Annotated in this window: 16 protein-coding genes; 13 read left to right on the top strand and 3 right to left on the bottom strand. The window is 72.6% G+C overall.

From position 1 onward, the window contains the following. Nucleotides 1-35: 35 nt before the first annotated feature. Together OHT61_RS04115 and OHT61_RS04110 are read right to left on the bottom strand one after the other, a co-directional pair. Nucleotides 36-2,294 (bottom strand): M4 family metallopeptidase, encoded by a 2,259-nt coding sequence (locus OHT61_RS04115; protein WP_329035110.1) that lies wholly within the window; start codon nt 2,292-2,294, stop codon nt 36-38. A 526-nt stretch (nt 2,295-2,820) separates the two neighbouring features. Then, a complete protein-coding gene (locus tag OHT61_RS04110) occupies nt 2,821-5,784 on the bottom strand; it encodes a helix-turn-helix transcriptional regulator (RefSeq protein ID WP_329035109.1) in 2,964 nt (987 codons plus the stop codon). 129 nt (nt 5,785-5,913) lie between these two features. On the opposite strand from OHT61_RS04110, the gene OHT61_RS04105 reads away from it, so the two are divergent. From OHT61_RS04105 to OHT61_RS04095, 3 genes are all read left to right on the top strand, one after another. Then, nucleotides 5,914-6,552, top strand: a complete 639-nt coding sequence (locus OHT61_RS04105; RefSeq protein WP_329035108.1) for a helix-turn-helix transcriptional regulator — start codon at nt 5,914-5,916, stop codon at nt 6,550-6,552. A gap of 292 nt (nt 6,553-6,844) precedes the next feature. Then, nucleotides 6,845-7,534: a DUF4255 domain-containing protein gene (locus tag OHT61_RS04100; protein WP_329043086.1), complete on the top strand. Its 690-nt coding sequence runs from the start codon at nt 6,845-6,847 to the stop codon at nt 7,532-7,534. Then, nucleotides 7,531-9,618, top strand: coding sequence for an ATP-binding protein (locus tag OHT61_RS04095; protein WP_329035107.1), 2,088 nt, complete (start codon nt 7,531-7,533; stop codon nt 9,616-9,618). The genes OHT61_RS04100 and OHT61_RS04095 overlap by 4 nt, the downstream gene beginning before the upstream one ends. A gap of 23 nt (nt 9,619-9,641) precedes the next feature. Here OHT61_RS04095 and OHT61_RS04090 read toward each other — a convergent pair whose 3' ends face one another. Then, nucleotides 9,642-11,168 carry a COG1470 family protein gene (locus tag OHT61_RS04090; RefSeq protein WP_329035106.1) on the bottom strand — a complete coding sequence of 509 codons (1,527 nt, stop codon included), beginning with the start codon at nt 11,166-11,168 and terminating at the stop codon, nt 9,642-9,644. A 341-nt stretch (nt 11,169-11,509) separates the two neighbouring features. On the opposite strand from OHT61_RS04090, the gene OHT61_RS04085 reads away from it, so the two are divergent. The 10 genes from OHT61_RS04085 (at nt 11,510) to OHT61_RS04040 (ending at nt 23,208) form a co-directional block, all read left to right on the top strand. Next, nucleotides 11,510-13,123: a phage tail sheath family protein gene (locus OHT61_RS04085; protein ID WP_329035105.1), complete on the top strand. Its 1,614-nt coding sequence runs from the start codon at nt 11,510-11,512 to the stop codon at nt 13,121-13,123. Nucleotides 13,124-13,197: 74 nt separating this feature from the next. Next, on the top strand, nt 13,198-13,641 hold the full coding sequence (locus OHT61_RS04080; RefSeq protein ID WP_329035104.1) for a phage tail protein: 444 nt from the start codon (nt 13,198-13,200) through the stop codon (nt 13,639-13,641). Continuing rightward, the gene (locus OHT61_RS04075) at nt 13,641-14,123 is read left to right on the top strand and encodes a hypothetical protein (protein WP_329035103.1); all 483 of its coding nucleotides are present in this window, start codon (nt 13,641-13,643) and stop codon (nt 14,121-14,123) included. The genes OHT61_RS04080 and OHT61_RS04075 overlap by 1 nt, the downstream gene beginning before the upstream one ends. Further along, a complete protein-coding gene (locus tag OHT61_RS04070; protein ID WP_329035102.1) occupies nt 14,120-14,278 on the top strand; it encodes a DUF6760 family protein in 159 nt (52 codons plus the stop codon). Before OHT61_RS04075 ends, OHT61_RS04070 begins: the two co-directional genes overlap by 4 nt. A 3,281-nt stretch (nt 14,279-17,559) precedes the next feature. Next, a complete protein-coding gene (locus tag OHT61_RS04065; RefSeq protein ID WP_329035101.1) occupies nt 17,560-17,709 on the top strand; it encodes a hypothetical protein in 150 nt (49 codons plus the stop codon). Between the two features lie 84 nt (nt 17,710-17,793). After that, a complete protein-coding gene (locus OHT61_RS04060) occupies nt 17,794-18,231 on the top strand; it encodes a phage tail protein (RefSeq protein ID WP_329035100.1) in 438 nt (145 codons plus the stop codon). A gap of 3 nt (nt 18,232-18,234) precedes the next feature. After that, the gene (locus OHT61_RS04055) at nt 18,235-18,957 is read left to right on the top strand and encodes a CIS tube protein (RefSeq protein WP_329035099.1); all 723 of its coding nucleotides are present in this window, start codon (nt 18,235-18,237) and stop codon (nt 18,955-18,957) included. Beyond that, entirely contained in the window at nt 18,957-20,807 is a 1,851-nt protein-coding gene (locus OHT61_RS04050; protein WP_329035098.1) for a VgrG-related protein, read from the top strand. Before OHT61_RS04055 ends, OHT61_RS04050 begins: the two co-directional genes overlap by 1 nt. Beyond that, entirely contained in the window at nt 20,807-21,250 is a 444-nt protein-coding gene (locus tag OHT61_RS04045; protein ID WP_329035097.1) for a GPW/gp25 family protein, read from the top strand. The genes OHT61_RS04050 and OHT61_RS04045 overlap by 1 nt, the downstream gene beginning before the upstream one ends. Next, nucleotides 21,250-23,208: a putative baseplate assembly protein gene (locus tag OHT61_RS04040; RefSeq protein WP_329035096.1), complete on the top strand. Its 1,959-nt coding sequence runs from the start codon at nt 21,250-21,252 to the stop codon at nt 23,206-23,208. Before OHT61_RS04045 ends, OHT61_RS04040 begins: the two co-directional genes overlap by 1 nt. The last annotated feature ends 21 nt before the right edge of the window (nt 23,209-23,229 follow it).

Genomic DNA, 23,229 nt, shown 5'->3' with positions numbered 1-23,229 from the left:
TAACAAGCGCAGCCCGGCTGGGGGCGGGGCACCGCTCAGAAGGTGAGCTTCCAGCTGTTGATGTGGCCGCTGTCCTTGTGGTAAGCGTCCTGGACCTTCAACTTCCAGGTGCCGCCGGCGGTCTCGCTCGACGCGTTGACGGTGTAGGCGGCGATGACATCGGCCGCCGAGTCGAAGCCGTTGGACTTCTTCAGGTGGTAGATGCTGCCGTCGGGGGCGACCAGGTCGACAATCACGTCACCGCGGTAGGGGTGGACGATGTCGACGCCGACCGACAGGGTGCTCGGCGCGGCGCCGGCCCGACCGGAGACCTTGATGGCGGAGTAGACGGCTGCGCCGGCGTCCGGCACCGGCACGTCGGTGGTGTTGGTGAAGACGTTGCCGCCGACTGCGGTGATTCCCCAGCCGAAGGTCGCCGAGCCGGCAACCTTGGAGGAGTCCTGGACCTTGACCGTCACGCTGCTGAGGCCGATGGTGGTCGGCGTCCCGGAGATCAGACCCGTGGTCGCGTTGATCGACAGACCCGCCGGCAGGCCGGTGGCGGAGTACGTCAGCGCTCCCGGGTTGTTGGTGCCGGCCTGGACCTGCAGGTTCACGGGGGTTTTGACGATCGTGTTCTGGTCCGCCGGCTTGCTGACCGTGACGCGGGCGACCACGCCGATGGCGGCCCAGGTCTTGGCGACCGTGTTGTAGGTGGCGCTGCCGGCCCCCCAGAGTTCGGCAGCGGCCTGCAGGGTCTTGGCGCGGGCGTCCGCGTAGTCGGTTGTGGAGGTGAAGCGCTCGCTCAGTGCCTTGTACCAGAGCCTGGTGGCGTTCTCCCTGCCGATGCCTGGCACCGCCACACCGTCGGCGGTGGGGCTGTTGTAGCTGACGCCGTTGATCACCTTCGCCCCGCTCCCCTCGGACAGCAGGTAGAAGAAGTGGTTCGCCGGACCGGACGAGTAGTGCACGTCCAGGTTTCCCAGGCCGGGGGACCAGTTGTCCGGCGAAAGGCCGTCGCGTGAGGGCTTGTCCATGGAGCGCAGCGGGCTGCCGTCGCCGTAGAGGTCGACCTTCTCGCCGATGAGATAGTCGCCGGCGTCGCTCGCGTTGTCCGCGGAGAACTCGACCGACGTCCCGAAGATGTCCGAGGTCGCCTCGTTGAGGCCGCCGGACTCGCCGCTGTACATGAGACCCGCGGTGGCCGCGGTGAGGCCGTGGCTCATTTCGTGGCCGGCTATGTCGAGCGAGGTGAGGGGGTGCTTGTCGCCGTCACCGTCGCCGTACGTCATGCAGAAGCAGCCGTCGTCCCAGAAGGCGTTGGCGTAGGCGACACCGAAGTGAGTGCGGGAATAGGCGGCGGCACCGTCGTTGCGGATTCCGTTTCGGCCTAGCGCGTTCTTGTAGAAGTCCCAGGTGACCTGGGCGCCGTAGGCGGCGTCCACACCGGCGGTCTCCGCGTTCGACGGCGTACCGTCGCCCCAGATGTCGGTGGAGTTGGTGAACAGGGTGCCGGTACCCGAGGTGCCGTGCTCCAGGTCGTACGTGCTGTGGCCGCCCCGGGTGTCGTCGGTCATGCTGTACGCCGACCCCGTCAGCGTGGTCCTGAGGTCGACCGTGCCGCTGTACTCACTGTTGCCGGCGCCGGTCTTGATCTCCTGGTACTCGAACAGCTTGCCGCCGGTCCTGCCGTCCGAGATGACGTGCAACCTGCTCGGGGTGCCGTCCTCCTGCAGGCCACCGACCACGGACTCCCACGCCAGGACCGGGTCGCCGGAGGCGGCCCAGACCACTCTGCGGGTACTGGTCACCGTCGGGTGTGCGGCGCCTTCGGCTCTGGCGCGGCCGATCGCGAAAGTCTTCGCCGACGCGGCGGAACGGGCCGGGGTGGTGCTCGGTACGCTGATGCGCGCCTCGGTGGCCTTGTCGGCCCCCTTCGGGGTTCCGTCGGCGGCCGTGTGGACGACCAGGTCGCCGCCGAGGACCGGCAGCCCGGCGAAGGTGCGCTCGTAGCGGGTGTGCACGGAGCCGTCGGAGTCCTTGAGGACCGACATGGGGACCAGTTGCTCCTCTGCCCCCAGACGCAGCGCCCGGGCGGTTGCCGCCCGGCCTTTCTGGGCCACTCCGAGAAGCCGCGCCTGCTCGGAGGCCGAGAGCCGGACCGGCAGAGCGCCCGCCCGTGGCTGGATCCGGACCGCACTGGCGTGCGCCTGGGGGGCGCCGGCCGTCGCGCTGCCTGAGGACGCGGTGATGGCGAGGACTGTTGCGCCGGCTATCAGCGCGCCTGCGACCGACGTGCGAGGGGATGGTCTCACTCGGACTCCTTCTGCGGCGGCCACGGGGGGCGACGGCCGACGAACAGCTTGGTAAGGGTGCTCGGTGCCACCCGCGCTTGGACCTGACGGCGCGGACCGGCCGGATACAGCCGTGGCGGGAGCGTCTACCGCGTTGTAGAAAACGAATGTGCGACTGGAGGTAAACCCTCGGAAATGATCAGCTGACAAGGCCTGAAGAGCCACTGATCCGGCTGTCGCATCTGCGACATGGCGCATAGGCGGCACGAACCGCCTGCGTGGCGGGGGAGATTTGCGTACCTGCATCCCGTCCCCGGCGGCGCTTTCAGGACATCGCGCAGACCGGCGCTGCGCTGCCCGGGCGGAGCAGAGGTTGCTCATGGCGTACGCCCCGCGACGGTCGTCGAGGAAACCGTGGAAGCCGGATGTGCCGACCGACGAGAACCGTTCGCCGGAGAAGACCGGGCGGCATGCCCACCGGTTCTCCGCGTGCGGACGCCGACCCCGTCAAGTCGGCCCCGACCCCGTCAAGTCGGGCCCGGCCCCGTCAAGTCGGGCCCGGCGTCTCCGTGTTCAGCGCGGCCGGAAGGTCCAGTCTGCGGCGTATGCCGAGTTTGCGGTAGGTGCTGGTCAGGTGGGTCTCCACGGTACGTCGCGCCAGGTGCAGCAGTTCGGAGATCTCGGCGTTCGTCCGCCCCTCGGCGGCGAGGGCGGCGACGCGGCGCTCACCGGCGGTCAGCGAGTCGCGGCCTGTGAGCGGGGCGTTCCTGCGGCGGGCGCCGCTCGCGCTGAGGGCCAGTTCCGCGCGGCTCGACAGGCGTACCGCGCCCAGTCGTTCGGCCGTGGTCGCCGCCTCCCTGAGCAGCGGACGCGCGCTGCGCGACTGTCCGGCGGCCGTGAGCTGGAGCCCGTGGGTGATGAGCGCGGGGACCAGTTCGGCATCGAGCGACGCGCTCCGCAGCAATCCGACCGCCTCCGCCGTGAGTTCGAGACCGCGTCGGCCGCCGGTGGCCGCGCCGAGCACGCGCAGCGCGCGGCCCCGTACCCGGGGTGTGCCCCACGCGGCGGCGTAGCGGTTCTCCTCCTTGGCGAGTGCGACGGCTTCCGGTGTATGCCCCAGCGACAGCAGGCTTTCGGCTGCGGCCGAGCGCCACGGTGTGACGGCGGGGTTCTCCACGTCGCGGCCGGCCTGGCGCCTGCCGCACTTGCGGAAGTCGGCCAGGGCGCCCGCATGATCGCCCGTCGACGCGCGCAGCACGCCACGGGCGTAGAGGAATCGATTTTCCTCGCGGTCGTTCCCGGCTGCGCCGACCTCGACGCCGACGACGAGGCGTTCGGCCTCGGCGGGGCGGCCGCACTCGACGAGCGCGATGACGCGGTGGGCCAGGAGGTTGCTCGCACCGGTGCCGGGCGCGTCTCCCGGCACCGGTGACCTCCGGTCGGTCTCCTCCAGGACCCACCGGTGGTGGCCCCGTGCGGCAGCGGTGTCCAACCGCGTGTCGAGCAGCGACCGGTGGGCGGGGTGCAGGGGAGACAGCCCGTGCTCTGTCAGTCCGCTCCTGATGATGCGTTCGGCGTCGTCCGAGGCGTCCGCCCACTGGGCCACGGCGGCCGCCGTGCCCAGCAGGTAGGGCACCAGCAGGGGATCCTCCGGGGCCGCCAGCAGGTGCCGGATCCGCCGCATGGCCGATTCGGCCGACAGCAGCCCGGCGGTCGAGTCGTACCGGATCAGCAGGGCGTGCAGGGCGGGGCTGATGCCTTCCGGGGAGTGCCCGGCGCGCTCACGCAGCCGCGTGTGGACGGCCCGCCGGATCGCCGGGTCGTGGTCCGAGAAGAAGGCGGAAGCCGTCTGGACCGTGCGGGCGAGGGCGGGTTCCTCGTCCAGCGGGCCCAGCTCGCGCATGACGTCGAGCGCGGCACGCGGTGTGCCCCGGCCGAGCAGGGCGCTGCCCAGACGGACCGCCGCCAGCACCCGCTCCCTGGGCTCCTGCTGGAGGCGCAGCGCCTCGGTCAGGCGGGGTATCCCGCCGGCCCGTAAGGTGGCGAGCTCCAGTTCGCCGAGTTCCGTGAGTACCCGGGCCCGGCGCGTCCGCCGTAGGGGCTCGTCCAGTGCGCGGCGCAGGTACCGCGCGGCGGCGCCGGTCCTGCCGGCCCTGGACGCTGCGGCTGCCGCGTCCAGGAGGGTGTCGGCCCCGTGCTCCGCACTGCCCGGGGCGGTACGCAGCAGATGCCCGGCCACCGCTTCGGCCCCGTGGCCCCGTCGCCGGCGCAGTTCGGCGGCGCGCAGGTGCAGGGCCTGCCGGTCCGAGCGGGGCCAGCCGTCGAGGACCGCCCCGCGCAGGAGCGGGTGTGCGAAGCGCGGGATGTCCGTGCCGGGGGCGCGGCGCAGCAGCCCGAGACCGGCCATCGCGGTGATCCAGCCGTCGACGCGGTCGGGATCGGTGTGGGTGAGCTCGGAGAGGAAGCAGCTGAACTCACCGCCGGGTGCCCGGCCCCGGCACGAGGCGTCGTCCGGAAAGGGGCCGGGGCGGGTGCCCAGCACCCCGGACCCGTCGGGGGACCCGCACTCCCCGTCGTCGTACCGTGCGGCGTCCTCCAGTTCGGCGAGCGCGCGGGCGACCACGGTGGTTCCCTCGCCCGCACTCCTCAGCCACCACGAGACCGCAGCCACGAAGCTCCCCGGGTACAACTCGGCGCAGTGCTCGGGCAGTGCCGGTTCCGCGCCGCCCTGAGCGGCGGCGGCCCGGACGCCGTGCGGGAGGACCGCCCGCAGGTCGTCGAGCAACGCGCGCAGCAGCAGGGGGTTTCCCGCGCCCGCCCGCACGCAGCCGTCCACCCAGGTGCCACCGGTGTCCGGGCCCAGGGCGGCACGTACCAGTTCCTCGGCCGCGGGACGGCTCAGCGGCGCCACCGCGTGCATGCGGACCACACCGGGCGGCAGGGAGTACGCCATGCCCGGAGCCGCCGGGGCGATGTCGTACTGACCGCGCTCGGTCACCACCATCAGGACCGGCGACCCGGCCAGCCGCCGGGCTCCCTCGGCCAGCCAGCGCCGGGAGGCCGGGTCGGCGAGGTGTGCGTCGTCGACGGCGAGCAGCAGGGGTGATGCGGCCGCGTGGTCGCGCAGCGACTGCCAGAGGCGGGGCTCGTGGCCGGGGTGGTGCGCGCCGTCGTCGTGGGGCCGGCCGGGATCGTGCGGCAGGCCGAGGAGTTGCCGTACGAGGGCGAGCGGGGCACCGGAACACTCGGGGGAGGCGTAGGCCCGCAGCACTCGCATCCCGGCCCCCGCGCCGATTTCGGCGGCGGCGTCCAGCAGCGCGCTGCGGCCCGTACCGGTGGGGGCGCGGAACAGGACCAGCCGTCCGGATCCGTTCGCGGCCCGGTGCGCCTCCGCGGCCAGCAGGTCCAGCGCGGGACCGCGTTCGAGCAGTCCGGTGGAGACGTGGCCCAGGCCGGGCCGCGGTTCGGGGACCGGCGGACAGGGGCCCGGCCGGGTCGACAGCGCCGTCATGAGGATGTGCCGCCGATCTCGTGGTCGGTCTCGTGGTGGGCCACGTTGTTGTCGTCCTGTCGGCGGAGGAAGGATGGAAGGGGCAGGAACGGTTTGTTCTGCTGAGGCAAGACGCGAGGACGTACAGGCATGGTTCTTCGACCCCCGGTGAGAATCCCCGTGGAGGTCCACGCGTCGGACCCGCTGTCCATGGACGGAGCGGTCAGCCAGCTTCGGCGGCACTCCGAGGTGGAGCTGATCGAGGAGGGCGCGGGGAGGCCGGGCACGGTCGCGGTCCTGCTCGCCGAGGCGCTGGACGAGCCCACGCTGTCGCGGCTGAGGCGGCTGACACGCGCCGACGGCACCAAGGCGGTCCTCGTCACGAGCCTGATCCGTGAAGCGGAACTGCTCCAGGTGATCGAGTGCGGCGTCGGCGCGATCGTCTGGCGGCGCGAGGCCACCAGCCACCGCCTGCTCCGCGCGGTCCTCGCGGCCTCCCGGGGCGAAGGGGATCTGCCCTCGGACCTGCTGGGGCGGCTGATCACCCAGGTGGGCACCTTGCAGCGGGGCACGAGCAACGCGACGGGCACCACGGCGTCCGGTCTGGCACCACGCGAGGTCGATGTGCTCCGGCTGGTGGCGGCGGGGATGGACACCGGGGAGATTGCCAGCAAACTCTCGTACTCCGAACGCACGGTCAAGAACGTGATGCACGGCCTGACGACCCGGCTGCAGCTCCGCAACCGTGCCCATGCCGTGGCCTATGCCTTGCGTGAAGGCTACATCTGACTTTGATGAGTCAAGGACTTCGAGGGCAGGGGAAGGGTGGCACAGGGCAGCGGTGTTGCCCCGTGATCGGCCCCCCAGTGCCTTCCGGTGCGCCGCCTTCGCGGCGACGATGCGACGGGGTGGCTCGTCCCGGGGCCCCTGCGCGACCGGTCGGCGCACACGCGACCGGCCGCGTGCGGTGACCGGCTGACGTCACACCAGGTCCATTTCGCGACATGTCGATACGACGCACGCGGGCCCGTCGGGCGACGGGCGGGTTCCATCAGCAGCGAAGGTGAAGGGCAGGACGACCGTGATCCACGAGGTCGATGACATCCTGAGAGGACTCCTCGTCCGCGGCGCCTTCGCCGGGTCCGACGTCGAGGTCACCTTCGACGCCCCGACGCGCGACTGGGCGGCCCGGCGCAACGCCCCGACCATCGACGCCTACCTCTACGACATCCGTGAGGACACCAACCGGCGCCAGCGCGGCAAGGTCTCCCTCCGCGACGAGCAGGGGATCCTCCTCGGACAGCATCAGCCGCCCCGCTGGTTCCGGTTGTCGTATCTCGTCACAGCCTGGACCAAGCGCCCGCAGGACGAACACCGGATGCTCTCCGCCGTCCTGCACACCCTTCTTCCCAAGGAGATCCTCCCGCCGGAGGACCTGACCGGCACGCTCGCCCAACTCGGCCTCTCCGTCCCGCTGACCGTCGCGGGGCTGCACACCGAAGCCCGCTCGCTCGCGGACATCTGGTCGGCGCTCGGCGGTGAACTCAAGCCCTCCCTCGACGTGGTGATCACCGCGCCCTTCCTCGCGTCCCCCGAGTACCAGGTCGGTCCGCCCGTCACCGAAGGGCTCGGCGTCCAGGTGCGCGGGACGGACGGCCGGCCCGACGACAGCCCGGCGCGCCACCACAGCGCGTCCAGCGTCGACGCCGCAAAGGAGGACTTCGCGAGGAGGCACGGCGCGACGAACACGATCCGGGAGCGGCGGACGTGAGCGACCCCTCCTCCTCGCTGCTCGGACGGCTCGGCGAACTGCGCGAGCGGGTGGCGCTCCTCGTCGAACGCCGCAGCGCGACCGACCCGACGGCCGCCGATCCGATGCGCGGGATGTATCTGACGGACGACGCGGTCCGTCGTCTGCTCTCCGGGCGCGCGGAGGACACACCCGCCCCCGGCTCCGACGAGCCGGAGACGGCGGCCGAACCGGCTGACGACGACCGGCTCCCCTGGCTCGCCCACTGGTTGCGTCTCAGCCCGCTCGACACCCGTGTCCTGCTGATCGCGCTGGCCCCCGACCTGGACCGTGCGTTCGAGCCGCTGTACGGGTACCTCAACGACGACGTCACACGTCGCCGGGCCACCGTCGGGCTCGCCCTCGACCTGTGCGGAGTGCCCGCGCACTCCGCCGCGGGACGGTCCCGGTTCCATCCGGCCGCCCGGCTGCTCGCACTCGGGCTGATCGAGGTGGAGGATCCCGAACGCCCCTTCCTCAGCCGCTCCCTGCGCGTGCCCGACCGGGTCGTGGCCCATCTGCTCGGCGACGACACCCCGGACCCGGCCCTCGCCGGGACCGCACGCCTGCTTCCGTACCGGCCGCCCCCGCAGGACGCGCAGAGCCCGGACGGCGCGGCCGGACCCGGCGCGGCACACGGCGTCGACCCACTGGCGAGCAGGCTGGCCGGGCAGCTCTCGGTGCACCCCCTCACGGTCTACCTGCGCGAGCACCGCGACGGCGACGGGCTGGCCTTCGCCACCGACGCCCTCGGCATCGCCGGTGTTCCCGCCCTGCACCTCGTGCCGGGGGAGCACCCGCCCGACCACCACCCCGCGGAGCACGCACCGGCGGAACGCACGGCGGGGGAGCGCCTCCCGTACCGGGAACTCCTCCGCGAGGCACGGCTGACGGGCCGCGCGATCGTGGTCACCTCGCTGCCCGAGCGGCCCGGGGAACTGATCCGGGCGCTCGCGGTCGACGATGTCCCGGTGCTGTTCGCCGACCCCCGTCCGTACGACCCGCAGTGGTGCGATGCGGGGCGCGACCCGCTCGTGCTCGACGCCCCCCGGCAGCGTGCGGGCGATCTCGACGCCTGGCGGGCGGCGCTCGGTCCGCAGGAGCCTGCCTTCGACCTGGCACCGGTGGTCGCCGCCTACCGCCTCGGTCCCGGCGGGATCGACCGTGCGTCCCGGAGCGCCCTGGACCACGCCGCGTTCGACGGTACGGAACTGTCCGCCGCGCATCTGCGGCTCGCGGCCCGCCAGCAGTCCGCGTCGGGCCTCGAACGCCATGCCCGCCGTATCCGGCCCGACGTCGGCTGGCCGGACCTGGTCCTCCCCGAGGGCCCGCTGACGCAGCTGCGCGAACTAGTCCTTCGTGCCCGGCACCGCGACCGGGTGCTCGGGGACTGGCGGCTGAGTGCGGGCGGCGGGCGCGGCAGGGGAGTGGTGGGACTGTTCGCGGGCGACTCCGGTACGGGCAAGACACTCTCCGCGGAGGTGGTCGCCGGTGAACTCGGACTCGACCTCTACGTCGTCCAGTTGCCGTCGGTCGTCGACAAGTACGTCGGGGAGACGGAGAAGAACCTGGAGCGGATCTTCTCCGAGGCCGACCGGACGGATGCGGTGCTCCTCTTCGACGAGGCGGACGCCGTCTTCGGCAAGCGCTCCGAGGTGAGCAGCTCCAACGACCGCCACGCGAACATGGAGAGCGCCTACCTCCTCCAGCGACTGGAGTCGTTCGACGGTATCGCCCTGCTGACCACCAACCTGCGCGCGAACATCGACGACGCCTTCACCCGCCGCCTGGACCTCGTGGTCGACTTCCCGTTCCCCGACGAGGAGCAGCGTCTGGCGCTGTGGCGGCACAGCCTCGCCCATGTCCCGTGTGCCGACGACGTCGATCCGGCCTCCTGCGCCGCGGACTTCGAGCTGGCGGGCGGCTCGATCCGCAGCGCGGTCGTCACGGCCGCGTACGCGGCGGCGGGCCGCGGGGACGGCGTGTCGACCGCCGACCTCCTGGCGGGCGCCCGCCGCGAATACCGCAAGGCGGGCCGGCTGGTCCTGGACGACGCGTCCTGGTAGACGCGGTCGGGCGGAGCGCCCTGTTACATCGGCGCCGGCAGCCAGCCCTTGGCCACCACGGTGCCCGGATCGTGCTGCGCGTGGACCCAGCCCACCTTCGTCTTATTGAGTGTCTGCTCGTCGAGCACACCGGTCCTCTCGTCGGGGAACTGCCCCTGGTACTCCTTGATCCTGTCGAACAGCGCCTGGCTCGGCTTCTCCTTGAGCTGGACGCCATCGCGCAGATAGTCGATGTTGGCCTTCGTGCACGCGACCGTGACGGCGAGGTCGTCGTCGTCGAACTCGCCCTGCGTGCCCCACAGCAGCATGTTCCGGACCCAAGGCACCTCGGGGCTCTCCTCGTCCGCGTTGAGCGGCACCGTCTTCGCCGCGACGAAGTGCGATGCCAGGAGAGCCGTCATCGTGGAGCGGCCCAGATTTCCGAGCCCGTCGCTCTCCACCACCGCGCTGAAGGTGCCGTAGCTTGCGGCGTTGGACTCCTGGAAGCACTTCAGAGCCTCCCGGGTCGCGGCGTCCAGCTTGCCCTCCGTGTGCGTCGCGGTCAGCTTGCATCCGCCCGCCCCCTCGACCAGCCGCACCTGCGCGAACTGCACGAACAGGTTCGGCTCGTCCTCCGACGTGATGGGGAACGGACTCCGCTCGACCTTCTTCTCCTCGGGCTTCTTCTCCCCTCCGCCGCCACCGGACGAACCGGACCCCTTCGAGTCGGGGGCCGGTGCCTGTGTGGGCTTCGGGGCGGGCTTCTCCGGCGGTTCCTCCGGCAGTGCGGTGATCGCCGCCCGCTCCGACTTCGGCAGGGCGAGGGAGCGCACCGGCGCCTTGTAGGTGAACCAGAGCACGAGGCCCGTGACCGTGAGGGCGAGCAGCAGGCTCAGTGTGGTCATCAGCCAGAACGGCAGCAGGCTGCGCTGTACGAACGTCCCGCTCACCGCCAGGGGCTCGAACCCCGAGCGCCGCACCGACAGCTCGTAGGGCCGCTCCTGCTTCTGCCCCACCCAGGTGATCTGCCGGGGCTTGAGCGTCGCGTCGACGAAGGCCGCACGGCCGGGCGGGATCTGGACGTTGGACGGCACGATCTCGTACGAGAGGTCGTCGCTGGCCTTGTCGCCGCCGCCGATCGACGCCGTGAGCACGGTGTTGCCGAGATTGTCGACGGCCAGCTTGGGCCGGCCCCTGAAACGTCCCTTGACCCTCTGCGGGACGAGTTCGGCCCGTACCTCCATGAACGTGGTGAAGGTGACGTTGCCCTCGGCCACCGTGGTGGCCCCGGGGTGCTCCGTGGGCAGGACGCGCACCCCGTACGGGTGCGGACCCGCGGTCGCGTCAGGCGTCCTGGGCGGGGCGAACGTCAGCTCCACCACTCCGGTGGTACCCGGGAAGAGCCTGAGGGACGGCGGTTCCACCGAGACGTACGGTGCGACGTCGCCGACCGCCTCGAAGCGGTACTCATCGACGACGTCGCCGGTGTTGCGCAGACGCAGTCGTACGGTGGTGCTGCTGCCCGGGTCGACCGTGGTCGAGGCGGGCTCCAGGGATGTCCAGGTGGTCACCCGTCGGACGCTATGCCCACGGGAAAGGGCGCGTCAGAGGCCGTGGGGTATCGCGGTTGCCCGAACGGCTGCGCCCGCTGCCCCCGAACACCCTGCCGGGACCGCCCCGTCGAAAGCGCCGGACGGCGCTCGCGGCCCTGCTCCACGGCACTGGGCCCCGGCGCGGCCGCGCCGCCTCCTCGCGGAGCCGTGGCGGCAGAGGAGGCCCCGAGGGCGTCCCGCGGTTGCCCCTTGGGGCACGGACGGCGCCCTCGATGAGGCACCTGAGGACGTTTACCCGCAAGGGCCGCGCCAGCGAAGGTGAATCTGATCTTGTATGGGTACCCCGAGGAGAGCAGAGCATGCCGTCTTATCTGTCGCCGGGCGTGTACGTGGAAGAGGTGGCCAGCGGCTCCCGCCCGATCGAGGGGGTCGGCACCTCGGTGGCTGCTTTCGTCGGGCTGGCACCCGACGGACCCCTGAACGAGCCGACGCTCGTCACCAACTGGACCCAGTACGTCGCCTCCTTCGGCGAGTTCACCGACGGCTACTTCCTGGCGCACTCGGTGTACGGCTTCTTCAACAACGGCGGGTCGGCCGCCTACGTGGTCCGCGTGGGCGGGGTGCCCGGCGGTGTGGCGGGAACGCAGGGCGAAGCCGGAACGCAGCGCGGCCGGTCGGCCGTCGCCGGCGGTGCGGCGCCCGCGGCGCTGACGGCCGGGGAGCCGGCGGCCCTCGGGACGTTCAAGGTGTCGGCCGTCGCCCAGGGTGAGAGCGGCACGCTCAGCGTCGAGGTCACGGACGCCGAGGGCGAGGGCCCCGCCGAGCGTTTCCGTCTGATCGTCAAGGACGGCACCAAGCCCGTCGAGACCTTCGACGTCTCGGCGAAGAAGAGCGCCCGCAACTACGTGGTGACCCAGGTCAGGGAACGCTCCGCGCTGATCTCCGTGCAGGAGGGGGCCGCGGCGTCGCAACTCGCCCGCCCCGACAACCAGACGGTCGCGATCGACGCACCCGTGGCCGCCGCGCAGGCCCCCGCCGTCCCGGACGCGGAACAGGGCGAGTCCGTCGGCATCGCCGAGTACCTGGGCGACTCCTCGGACCGCACCGGCTTCGGCGGCCTCGAGGCGGTGGACGAGATCTCGATGGTCGCCGTCCCCGACCTGATGGCCGCCTACCAGCGCGGCGCGATCGACCTGGAGGCCGTGAAGGCCGTCCAGCTCGGTCTGATCGCCCACTGCGAACTGATGGGCGACCGGCTGGCGATCATCGACCCGCCGCCCGGCCTCAACGCCCGGCAGGTCCGGGTGTGGCGCCAGGAGACGTCCAACTACGACTCCAAGTACGCCGCGCTGTACTACCCGTGGATCAAGGTCTTCGACCCGGCGGGCGGCCAGACCCGGCTGATCCCGCCGAGCGGTCACATCGCCGGCATCTGGGCCCGCAACGACTCCGAGCGCGGTGTGCACAAGGCCCCCGCCAACGAGGTCGTACGCGGCGCGGTCGACCTGGAGATGCAGATCACCCGGGGAGAGCAGGACCTGCTCAACCCGATCGGGGTCAACTGCATCCGCACCTTCCCCGGCCGCGGCATCCGCGTCTGGGGCGCGCGCACCCTCTCCTCCGACCCGGCCTGGCGCTACCTCAACGTCCGCAGGTACTTCAACTACCTGGAGGAGTCGATCCTCAACGGCACGCAGTGGGTGGTGTTCGAGCCCAACGACCAGGCGCTGTGGGCCCGGATCAGGCGGAACATCTCCGCGTTCCTGGTGACCGAGTGGCGCAGCGGCGCACTGTTCGGCGCCACGCCGGAGGACGCCTACTACGTGAAGTGCGACGCCGAGACCAACCCGCCGGAGTCCGTGGACCTGGGACGCGTCATCTGCCAGATCGGTGTCTCACCGGTCAAGCCCGCCGAGTTCGTGATCTTCCGGCTGGCGCAGTTCTCCGGCGGCTCCGGTGAGCTGGAGGAGTAGGTGCCACCGGTTCCGGCCCGCTCGACTTCGCGCACAGCCCCAGGTCCCCGCCTCAGCAGAAGGAACGGCTTTTCATGAGTCTCTCCCAGGGTGACGCCCTCACCACCCACAACTTCGGCCTCCAGATCGACGGAGTCATGGTCGAGTACCTCCACGCCGTCGGCGAGGTGGGGATGGAACAGGACGTCATCGAGTACCAGCAGGTCTCCGCGAACGGCCAGCCGATCACCCGGAAGATGCCCGGCGTGAAGCGGGCCGGCGAGACCACCGTCACGCGCGGCATGGAGCAGTCCACCGCGTTCACCGAGTGGATCAACGCGTCGCTGCGCGGCGACATGGGCGCCGCCCGCAAGAACGCGAGCATCATCTACATGGACTACCAGTACAACCCGGTCCGGCGTCAGCACCTGCGCAACGCCTGGTGTTCCAAGGTGATGGGCGCCGCGGCGACGGCGGGCGAGGCCTCCGTGATGACCGAGACCGTCACCATCGTCTACGAAGAGCTGGTCACCGAGTAATGCGACGCGGACCTGCCAGGCCCGCCACCGACGCCGCTGCCGCCACGGCCGCGGGAGCGGACGTGGCGGCCCCGGCCGTCGCTCCGGTGGAGGCCCCACCCGTACGGCAGTCGCTGCGGACGGAGTTCGCGTTCGAACTGCCGCGCGGCTACGTCGACGACATGGGAACGGTGCACCGCGAGGGGGTCATGCGACTGGCCACCGCCCGGGACGAGTTGATCCCCCTGAAGGACATGCGGGTGCAGGAGAACCCCGCGTACCTCTCGGTGGTCCTGCTCGGCCGGGTCATCACCCGGCTGGGCACCGTGGCGTACATCCACGACGGTGTGGTGGAGAACATGTTCGCCTCCGACTTGGCCTTCCTGCAGGACTTCTACCGGCAGATCAACGCCGAGGGCCACACCAGGGCCGGCGTGTCCTGCCCGCACTGCGAGCAGCCCTTCGAGGTCGAGCTCGGCGGGAGCCGCCTGGGGGAATCGTGACGTACGCGACCGACCGGATCCATGAGGAGATCGCGTACATCGCCTACCACTTCCACTGGAACCTGAACGACATTCTGGACCTCGAACACCGTGAGCGGCGGCGATTCGCCGACCAGATCGCCACCTTGGTGGCGCGTGCTGCAACGGAGCGGTGATGGGCATGTTCGACCGGCTCAAGGGCCGGGCCCGAGGCGGCAAGCCGGGCCCGGCCCGGAGCGCGGGCGGGGAGGGTCCGGCACCGGCTCCCCCTCCCGGGCCGTCCGCCGGCGAGGGTGCCGCCGCCGGTGCCCCAGGCCGGGGACGGGAGTGGGCGGGTCTGCCGCCGATGCGGCTCTCGGCACCGGCACCGGCCGGTCCGACGGTCGCTTCCGCGGAGTTCGGCGGTTCGCTGACCACCTGGCGGAACCCCTCGTTCTCCGGGACGCTCTCGCACGCCGTTCTGGACGATGCTCCGGCGGGTCTCATCAAGGACGCGCCGGCGTTCACCCCGGGATCCGGGCCGGCCGGTACCGGCGAGCCCAGGCTCCTGCCGACGGCCGCTGTCGTCGACGACGTTCACGGTGACGGGGAGGGCGGCGGTGCGGGCGGCTCCCGGCAGGCGCCCTCCGTCGAGCGCGCCCTGGGGCCGCGGGTCGCTCCCGTACGTCCCCGGCCCAAGGCCGTCCACCCGGCGCTGACCCGTGCCGCCACCCCGACCGCGCCGCGGCTCAGGGTGCTTCCCGCGGTGGCGACCGGCACGGCGACTCCTGTCCCGGTCCCGGCGAAGGACGCCGTGGAGGCCGCGGCGGCGCCTTCGCCGTCCACCGTCCGTGCTCCGGCCCCTGCTGACCGCACGTCGCCCCCGTCGTCCTCCCTCACGCCGGCACCCCCTGCCGGCGGTGCTCGTCCGGAGGGGGACCGGCACGGCCCTCCCGGCGGGTCCGCAGGGCCGGTGCCGCCGGGCCCCAGGCAGCCGGGCCCGGCAGGAGCACCCGGGGCCGCCCCGCAGCCGGCCCCGAGTCCCGCGGCCCACGACTCCTCACCCGCCGCACCCCGACGTGCGGCGGGAACCCCTGTGCAACGGCGTGAGACGACTGCGCACGGCCGGGCGAGCGGCCCCGCCGTCCCCGCGTCGCCCCGGCGTCCACTGCTCGGCCCCCCGGTGGCAGGCCCGGTGGTTCCCCCGGCTCCGCCGACCTCCCGGACGGCACCGCCGGGAGGGCGGCCCGCCGCCGCTCCCGCCGTGCGGCCGGCCCCGCGGGGATCTGACCCGGCCGCAGTTCCGCCTGCGACCACTCCCGGCAACGGCACGGTGCCCCGCGTGCCGAGGCCACCGGCAGCCGGGCCGCGCTCCGCCGCGCGCCCGGCAGGCACACCGGGGCGCCCGGCAGGCACACCGGTTGCAGGCACACCGGGTCCAGGCGTGCCGGGATCCGCTGCGCCCGGCCCGGACGCGGGAACTCCCGCGTCCCGTCCGGCCGTCCGGCCGGGGCTGGGAGCTCCGTCGTACGGCCGTGCCGACGGCCAGGCGAATCCGGCCGCCGCCTCGGTGGAGCGCCGGCAGACCGGTGCTCCGACTCCTGGCCGGGCGCCGCGCGTACAGCGTGCACCGGCGGCCGACGGGCCGTCGTCAGCCCCGGTGCCCGGGCACCGGGACGTGCCTGCCGCTCCCGCGCCGTCCGCCCAGCGGCGCGACGGCGGTGCCGACGGCAAGGCACCAGGGCCGTCCCGGCCGGTGGGTACCGGGGCCGGCCCGCGTCCGGTGGCCGGTCCCTCCGAGTCCGCCCCCGTTCCTTCGGCCGCTTCCAGCTCGCCTGTGAGTGGCGCCGTGCCGGTGCCGAGCGGCCGGCCCGGCGAGCCAGGACCGCCGGCCGGACCACCGGCGCGCCGACCTGTCACACGCTCAGCCGGTGCCGCGCCCACGGCCGGTGACGTGCCCTCAGCGGCCGTGGCAACCCCAGCGAGCGCCGTGCCAGGTCCCGGCTCCGACACCCCTTCGGCGACCGCGCATGCCGCCTCCGTCCGCCCCTCCGGCCCGCCGGGTGCTCCCGGTGCGGACCTGTCCGGTGCACCCGTCCGGCCGCCGAGCGGGCCCGAGGCGGGTGGCGCCCGCAACTCCGGTCCCCGGACGGGCTCGGCGCGCCCCGTGGTGGCCGGAGGGGCCGACCGGACAGCCGCCGCGCCGTCGGTGCAGCGGCGGGCAGCGGTTCCCCCCGTGCCGGTGCGACGGCCGGGGCCGGCTTCGGCCGTCCCTCCCGTCAGCCACCCGCTGCCCGCGCCCGGCGCAGGTCCCGGGACGAAGCAGGTGCCGGTCGACGCCCCCGTGGACGACGCGCACGGAGCCGGTCGACCGGGCGGCCCGCTGCCGGTGCAGCGGTTCCTCGCCCGTACGGCCCCGCAGCCTCCCCAGCCCCGGGCGTCGGCCAGGACATCCACCCCCGCCACCTTCACCCCGGTCCCGGCGTCCCGCACTCCCGTGGCCCCGGGGCACGCCCTGCCGCCCGCGGTGCGGCCGACCGCCGCGTCCCCTGCGACCGCCGCCCCCCTGACGTCGCCCGAAGCGCCCTCGGCGCCGCGGTCGCGGCCCGTGCCGGTCGTCCCGCTCGTGGGCTCCCCGCGACCGGTCGGGGCCGCCGGGTCCATGACGCCCGCCCAGCCGAAGGGGCCCGTGGCCCCTGTCGCGATGGCGGGCGGCGCTCCGGGCACCGGCTCACCCGGACGCGACGACACCACGGTGGCCGCTGCCCCACCCGCTGCCGTGCGTCTGCGCCGCCTGCCCACCACGGCCCCGGGTGCCACAGGTGGTGCCGGTGCCCTTCGGCACGCGGTACAGCGTTCCGCGGCGCCGACTGCCGTCGTCCGCCCGCTGCCCGGGACAGCCACTCGCTCCGCCCGCACCGAAACCGCTCCCACCACGACGTCCGCCTCGGCGCGACCCGGCAGCGAAGGACGCCGTCCCGACACGGCGACCGCGGGCGTTCCGGTCGTACACCGCTCCATGGCCGCCCCGGTCGTACGGAGTTCCTCGGCCGTCCCGGTCGTACACCGCTCCACGGCCGTCCCGGTCGTACAGCGGGCGTCGGCCGCGCCGGTCGTCCAGCGCTCGGCAGCGGTGCCGCGAGTCCCGTCCGGGCCCGCACCCGCGCCTGCCGGCCCCGGCGCGACCGTCCGTACGCCGGTGACGGGGGCCACCGGGCCAGGAACGTCCCACGCCCCGGCCGCTCCGCCCGTCGCGGGACCCGCCGTGCCCCCGGCGCCCGCCCGGCCGGCTCCGGCCGCAGCGCTCCCCGTACAGCGGTCTGCGGCACCTGCCGTGATGCCCTCTCAGCCCCCGGCCGCACCACCGGTCCCGGCCCGGTCGCCCCTGCGGGCGACGGCGCCGCCGCGCGGCACGTCCGTCGCGGCGCGACGCGGTGAACGCGGGGGCGAAGCCTCCGCGGACAGGGCCGCGCCCTCCGTGACGAGCCGGTTCGCACCGCGCGAGCTGAAGGAGGACCAGGTGGCGGAGCTGGTCCACCGGCTGATCGAGCCGCTGACCCGGCTGCTGAGGACCGAGCTGCGGCTCGACCGCGAGCGGATCGGCAGGCTGCGCGACCCACGCCACTGACAGGTCCGGGAAGAACGCCCGTACCCCCACCCCGCCGCAACTCCCGCACCGACCGAACGTGGAACAGCAGGAAGGCCCCACCCGATGCCGCAGGAACTCGACGCAGGCTCCACCATCTTCTTCAACCTCACCATCGACGGTGAGAGCCTGGGCAACTGGAACGGTTGCGAAGGGCTCTCCTCCCAGGTCGAGATCGAGCAGCGGCAGGAGGGCGGCAACAACGGATTCGTCTGGCAGCTGCCCACCCGTGTCACCTTCTCCCACATCACGCTGACCCGGCCCCTCACCGAGGAGACCGCGATGGTGGCGGAGTGGATCTCCTCCGTGACCACGGGGGTTACCCGGCCCACCGGGCAGATCGCCGCGCTGCGCGCCGACGGCTCGACCGTCGCCCAGTGGGGGCTGATCGACGTGCTCCCGGTGAGCTGGCGCGGTCCGTCCTTCGACCCGGCGAGCCCCGCCGTGGCCACCGAGATCCTGGAGATCGCCCATCACGGCTTCACGGACGCGGGGGAGGCGTAGCCGATGAACCTCTCCAGCTTCGGAATCGGCGACAGCCTGGTGCGGGCGACACTCGCCATCCACCAGCCGCCGATCGGCAGCAGCACCAGTCCCGGCGCGCTCATGAAGACGTTCAACTTCGACTTCAACCCGTCCCAGCTGTCGCTGACCCGCAGGGCTCAGTGGAAGACCACGCCCACCGCCGCGGTGAGGGACGGCGCCGTACCGGAGTTCATGGGGCCCGAGCCCCGGGAGATGACGGTGGAGATCTTCCTCGACCGCTCCGACGACCCCGACAGCAACGACGTCCGCAAGAAGGTCGAAGCCCTCTTCTCCTGCTGCGAGACGACCACCGCCAGCATCGCGGCGAACCAGCCGTCGACGCCGTGGGTGGTCTTCGAGTGGGGGGCCTTCTCCACGGCCCGCTTCAACGCCTATGTCAGCTCCGTGGAGGCCCAGTACACCCTCTTCAACACCAACGGCATGCCGATCCGGGCCGTCTGCCAGGTGAACCTGCACGAGATCCCGAGCAGCACCCTCGGCCAGAACCCCACCTCCGGCGCGCTCACCACCCGCCGGGTGCACCGGGTCGTGGCCGGTGACTCGCTCCCGCTCCTCGCCTGGCGCGAGTACGGCGACGCCACCGTGTGGCGCACCATCGCCGAGGCCAACGGCATCGACGACCCGAAGGCGCTGACTCCCGGCCGCGAACTGATGCTCCCCGCCGCCGAAGAGGTCGGCGTCTGATGGCCGACATCGGTTTCTCCAACATCCTCACCGTCCAGATCGCCGGCACGAAGCTCAAGTCCCCGGAGAACACGAAACTGGTGGCGGGCCGCGTCGACTTCGGTGCGGGGGTGCCCGGCGCGTTCCGGCTCACCTTCCGTGACCAGAAGAAGGACATCCTGGCCAGGCTGAACGCCGAGATCGGCGCGCCCGTGGTCATCGCCCCCCTCTCCGACGGCAAGGGCACGCCGCTGATCACCGGAGAGGTGACCGCGCTCGAGACCGACTACGACCGCACCGGCACCTTCACCGTCATCCGCGGATACGACCGAGGCCACCGGATGCTCCGGCAGCGCAGGGTCGCGGCGTACAGGAACAAGACCGCCACCGAGATCGCCGTCGAACTGGCGCGCAAGAGCGGCATCCCGATGGGGAAGACCCAGCGGACCAAGGGACAGTACGAGTTCATCAGCCAGGCCAACGTCACCGACTGGGACTTCGTCCAGCGGCTCGCGGACGAGAACGAGATGGTGATGTCCGTCAACTCCCTGGGCCGGTTCCAGTTCGTCAGGCGGCAGGAGGCGGTGCTCGCTCCCTCCGGAAGCATGCCGGGCGCACGGAGCGCGCTCCTCCTGAAGGGCGGCGAGGAGATCCTGCGCTGCCGCGCGGGAGTCACCGCGGCCGACCAGGTGACCGCCGTCGAGGCGCGCGGCTGGAACGTCACCACCAAGCAGACCCTGGTCTCCAAGGCGCCCGCCCTGGACAACACCGGCTTCGCCATCGGCACGACGCCGTCCGAGGTGTCCAAGGCGTTCGGCACGGCCGAACTCGTCGTGACCGACACGCCCTACGACAAGCTCGACGAGGTCAAGCACGCCGCCGACGCCGTGGCCGACGACGTGACGTCCTCCTTCGCCGAGGTGGAGATCACGGCACGCGGCAACACCGAACTGCGCCCCGGTGTCGCCGTCACCCTCAAGGACGTCGGCAAGCCGTTCCAGGGCAAGTACACGGTCACGGCCGCCCGCCACACCTTCGGCGACCAGGAGCACTACGAGACGTTCCTGAACGTCAGCGGACGGCAGTGGCGCTCGCTGTACGGGCTCACCTCCGGAGGCGGCGGCGCGGGCCCCGCCGGGATGCCGAGCGTCGCCAACGCCCTGGTCACGGACATCAAGGACCCGTTGAAGCAGGGCCGGGTCAAGCTGATGTTCCCCTGGCTGGACGACATGTACGTCAGCGACTGGACCCGGACCGTCCAGTTCGGCGGTGTCCGGGGCGGCAGCATGATCGCCCCGGACGTGGACGACGAGGTGCTGGTGGCGTTCGACCGAGGCGCCCTGGACCACCCGTACGTCATCGGAGGGCTCTACAACGGCGTCGACAAGCCGGACCCGGTCGACGTGCCGGTGTACGACCCGACGCGCGGCAAGGTCACCCGGCGCACCCTGTCCGACCGCAGCAACAACCGGCTCGACCTGCTCGACCAGAGCGTCGGTCTGAAGCGCGGGGTCCGCCTCTCCACCGGCGACAACCGGCTCACCATCAACCTGGACCGGACGAAGACCGAGATCGTCGTCGACAGCAAGGGCAAGGTCTCGATCAGAGGGACCGGCGCGGTGGCCGTCAACGCGGGCGGCAACCTCTCGCTGAACGCGGTGGGCTCCCTCACGATCCGGAGCGGCGGAACCATGAACCTGAACTCCGGCGGGGCGCTCAGTGTGAGCTCCGGCGCCGCCGTGTCGGTGACCGCGGGCCTCTCGCTGCAGATCACCGCGGGCATCAACATCGGCCTGCAGGCGGCCACGGTGAAGTCCAGCGGCATGCTCACCTCCAACATGAAGCCGGTGCTGACCATGGGAGGGGCCTGATGGCCGAACAGTTCGTCGGCTCCGGATGGGCCTTCCCCCTGCGCATCAGCCCCACCGGGGGCATCGCCCTGGTCAGCGGGGAACGCGAGGTCGAGGAGGCCATCCGGCTCGTCCTCTCCACAGCCCCCGGTGAACGGCCGATGCGCCCCGAGTTCGGCTGCGCCATCCACGACATGGTCTTCGCACCCGTCAACGAGGCCACCGCCGGCCGGATCCAGCACGAGGTGCGCACCTGCCTGGACCGGTGGGAACCGCGCATCGAGGTGGACGACGTCACGGTCACGGCCGGCGAGGAACAGGGCGTGCTCCACATCGACGTCCGCTACTCGATCACGGGCACGAACAACCCGCGCAGTCTGGTCTTCCCGTTCTACGTGATCCCCTCCCACGACGGGCCCGAGGGGTCCGGCACGCCCGACGAGCACCTTGGAAGCGACCTCTGATGGCCCTGCCCTCCCCGAACCTCGACGACCGGCGCTTCCAGCAGTTCGTCGACGACGCCAAGCGCTACATCCAGCAGCGCGCCCCCGAGTGGACCGACCACAACGTCTCCGATCCGGGCGTGACCCTCGTCGAGACGGTCGCCCACATGGCCGACCAGTTGGTCTACCGCCTCAACCGGGTGCCCGAGAAGAACCACCTCGCGTTCCTGGACCTCATCGGGATCACGCTCTTCCCCCCGTCCGCCGCGCGTGCCGACGTCACCTTCTGGCTGTCGGCGCCGCAGCAGCAGCCCGTGGTGCTGGCGACGGGCACCGAGGTCGCCACGGTCCGCACCCAGACCGAGGACGCGGTGGTCTTCGCCACCGAACACGAACTCACGGTGATCCCCTGCGAGTTGTCGCACGTGGTGGTCCACCCGGCCGGCCAGGAGGCGATCGAGCGCACCTCGGACCTCGCGGAGTCCAAGGACGTGCACTGCTTCACGGAGGCTCCGCGCCCCGGTGACCGCATGCTGTTCGGGCTCAGCGCCGCCGTACCGCACTGCGTGGTCGTCCTGGAGCTCGACAGCCAGGTCGACGGCGTCGGCGTCGACCCCAGGCAGCCACCGCTCGCCTGGGAGGCCTGGACCGCCGACGGCTGGGCCGCCTGCGAGGTCGAACGGGACACCACAGGTGGCCTCAACCGCCCCGGCGAGGTCGTGCTGCACGTCCCCGGCGGCCACGCGCTCTCCCGCGCCGGCCGCCGCGAAGCGGGCTGGCTGCGCTGCCGGGTCACCGAGCCGGAGCAGGGCCAGCCCTTCTACACCGCCTCGCCGACGGTCCGCTCCGCCGAGGCCTTCAGCATCGGCGGTACCACCGGCGTCGTGCACGCCGAGACGGTGCGGGACGAAGCGCTGGGGGAGTCCACCGGACTGCCGGGACACCGGCTGCGGCTGGCCGCCAGCCCCGTCGTGGGGGACGTGGAGCCGCTGCTCCTCCAGGTCGCCGAGCGCGACGGCTGGGTCGACTGGCAGACCGTCGGGCACTTCGCCGCCTCGGGTCCCGCCGACCGGCACATCACCCTGGACGCGACCACCGGTGAGATCGCCTTCGGCCCGTCCGTGCGCGAACCGGACGGGACCCTGCGCCAGTACGGGGCCGTACCGCCCAAGGGCGCGCCCATCAGGGCCCGCCGCTACCGCACGGGCGGAGGAAAGGCCGGCAACGTCGCACGGGGCGCCATCCAGGTGCTGCGCGACTCCGTCCCCTACGTCTCCGACGTCGTCAACCGGGAGGCCGCGCGAGGCGGGGTCGACGGCGAGACCGTCGAGGAGGCGAAGCGCAGGGCGCCCATCGCGCTGAGCGCGCAGGACCGTGCCGTGACCCTGCGGGACTACGAGGAACTCGCGCGGCGCGCGGCGCCGGAGACCGCGCGCATCACCTGCCTCGCCGCCGACCCGGACGAGCACGGTGCGCACGCGGTACGGGTGCTGGTCGTCCCCCAGGCCGTCTCGGACCCGGGCGGACGGCTGCGCTTCGAGCAGCTCGTGCCCGGCGACGCCCTGCTGGGGCGCATCACCCGGTACCTGGACGAGCGCCGCCTCATCGGTACCCGGCTGGCCGTCGGGCCGCCGTTCTACCAGGGGGTGACGGTGGTCGCGACGGTGCACGCCTTCCGCGGCACCGACACCGACCGGGTCAGGAGGCAGGCACACGACGCCCTGTACCGCCATCTCGATCCGCTGACGGGCGGAGCGCACGGCACCGGATGGCCCTTCGGCCGTCCGGTGCAGGCGGGCGAGGTGTTCGCCGTGCTGCAACGGGTGCCCGGTGTCGAGCTGGTGGACGAGGTGCTGCTGCACCCCGCCGACCCGCTCAGCGGCAAGCGCGGCGACCCCACGGAACGGATCGACCTCGAAGCCCCCGCGCTCGTCTTCTCGTTCGACCACCGCGTCCGGGTGATCGGGGACGCCTCGTGACCACGAGCCGGAGCACCCGCG

Source organism: Streptomyces sp. NBC_00178, assembly GCF_036206005.1.
Classification (GTDB): domain Bacteria; phylum Actinomycetota; class Actinomycetes; order Streptomycetales; family Streptomycetaceae; genus Streptomyces.
The sequence above is the reverse complement of the archived record's forward strand: the minus strand, read 5'-3'. Positions and strand labels throughout refer to the sequence as shown.

Bases quoted from the DNA above. Each gene is read 5' to 3' on its own strand.
- OHT61_RS04110 (WP_329035109.1), bottom strand. From the start codon at position 5,784: ATGACGGCGCTGTCGACCCGGCCGGGCCCCTGTCCGCCGGTCCCCGAA.
- OHT61_RS04105 (WP_329035108.1), top strand. From the start codon at position 5,914: ATGGTTCTTCGACCCCCGGTGAGAATCCCCGTGGAGGTCCACGCGTCG.
- OHT61_RS04085 (WP_329035105.1), top strand. From the start codon at position 11,510: ATGCCGTCTTATCTGTCGCCGGGCGTGTACGTGGAAGAGGTGGCCAGC.
- OHT61_RS04080 (WP_329035104.1), top strand. From the start codon at position 13,198: ATGAGTCTCTCCCAGGGTGACGCCCTCACCACCCACAACTTCGGCCTC.
- OHT61_RS04075 (WP_329035103.1), top strand. From the start codon at position 13,641: ATGCGACGCGGACCTGCCAGGCCCGCCACCGACGCCGCTGCCGCCACG.
- OHT61_RS04060 (WP_329035100.1), top strand. From the start codon at position 17,794: ATGCCGCAGGAACTCGACGCAGGCTCCACCATCTTCTTCAACCTCACC.
- OHT61_RS04055 (WP_329035099.1), top strand. From the start codon at position 18,235: ATGAACCTCTCCAGCTTCGGAATCGGCGACAGCCTGGTGCGGGCGACA.
- OHT61_RS04050 (WP_329035098.1), top strand. From the start codon at position 18,957: ATGGCCGACATCGGTTTCTCCAACATCCTCACCGTCCAGATCGCCGGC.
- OHT61_RS04045 (WP_329035097.1), top strand. From the start codon at position 20,807: ATGGCCGAACAGTTCGTCGGCTCCGGATGGGCCTTCCCCCTGCGCATC.
- OHT61_RS04040 (WP_329035096.1), top strand. From the start codon at position 21,250: ATGGCCCTGCCCTCCCCGAACCTCGACGACCGGCGCTTCCAGCAGTTC.